This is a genomic window from Cupriavidus sp. SS-3 (assembly GCF_035818815.1).
Classification (GTDB): domain Bacteria; phylum Pseudomonadota; class Gammaproteobacteria; order Burkholderiales; family Burkholderiaceae; genus Cupriavidus; species Cupriavidus taiwanensis_C.
Map to the genome: position 1 here is coordinate 1 of NZ_JAYLVT010000043.1, position 1413 is coordinate 1413.

Here is a 1413-nt window from a genome sequence, read left to right on the forward strand (position 1 = left end):
TTACATGCGGAACACGCCGAACTTCATCTCGTCGATCGGCGCATTGAGGCTGGCCGACAGGCCCAGCCCCAGCACCGTGCGCGTCTGCGCGGGATCGATCACGCCGTCGTCCCACAGCCGCGCGCTGGCGTAGTACGGGTGGCCCTGGTGCTCGTACTGGTCGCGGATCGGCTGCTTGAAGGCGTCTTCCTCCTGCGCGCTCCACTGGCCGCCCTTCGCTTCGATGCCGTCCCGGCGCACCGTCGCCAGCACGCTCGCGGCCTGCTCGCCGCCCATCACCGAGATGCGCGCGTTCGGCCACATCCACAAAAAGCGCGGCGAATACGCGCGCCCGCACATGCCGTAGTTGCCCGCGCCGAACGAGCCGCCGATGATCACCGTGAACTTGGGCACCTGCGCGGTCGCCACCGCCGTCACCATCTTGGCGCCGTTGCGGGCGATGCCCTCGTTCTCGTACTTGCGCCCCACCATGAAGCCGGTGATGTTCTGCAGGAACACCAGCGGGATCTTGCGCTGGCAGCACAGCTCGATAAAGTGCGCGCCCTTGAGCGCCGACTCCGAGAACAGGATGCCGTTGTTGGCGACGATCCCCACCGGATAGCCCCAGATGCGGGCGAAGCCGCACACCAGCGTGGTGCCGTAGCGGGCCTTGAACTCGTCGAACTCGGAGCCGTCGACCAGGCGCGCGATCACCTCGCGCACGTCGTACGGCTTGCGCGTATCGGTCGGGATCACGCCATACAGCTCTTCCACCGGGTACAGCGGCTCGACCGGCTCGTGCAGACGGATCTGGTCCGGCTTGCGCCGGTTCAGGTGCTGCACGATGTTGCGCGCCAGGCTCAGCGCATGATGGTCGTTCTGCGCGAAATAGTCGGCCACGCCGGACAGCCGCGTATGCACGTCGGCGCCGCCCAGGTCCTCGGCGCTGACTTCCTCGCCGGTGGCGGCCTTCACCAGCGGCGGCCCGCCCAGGAAGATGGTGCCCTGGTTCTTGACGATGATCGACTCGTCGCTCATCGCCGGGACATAGGCGCCGCCCGCGGTGCAAGAGCCCATCACCACCGCGATCTGCGGGATGCCGCGCTTGGACAGGTTGGCCTGGTTGTAGAAGATGCGGCCGAAGTGGTCGCGGTCGGGGAAGACCTCGTCCTGGTTGGGCAGGTTGGCGCCGCCCGAGTCGACCAGGTAGATGCACGGCAGGTGGTTCTCCTCGGCGATCTCCTGCGCCCGCACATGCTTCTTGACCGTCATCGGGTAATACGTGCCGCCCTTGACGGTGGCATCGTTGCAGACGATCACGCATTCCTGCCCGGCCACGCGGCCGATGCCGGTGATGATGCCGGCGCCGGGCGCGGCATCGTCGTACATGTCGTACGCGGCCAGCTGCGACAGCTCCAGGAACGGCGTGCCGGG

The 1413-nt window shown here is 67.4% G+C and carries 1 protein-coding gene; it reads right to left on the reverse strand.

What is annotated here, in order from left to right:
• A partial coding sequence (locus U9J39_RS29320; protein ID WP_326348791.1) for a carboxyl transferase domain-containing protein occupies nt 1-1413 on the reverse strand: 1413 nt, incomplete at its 5' end.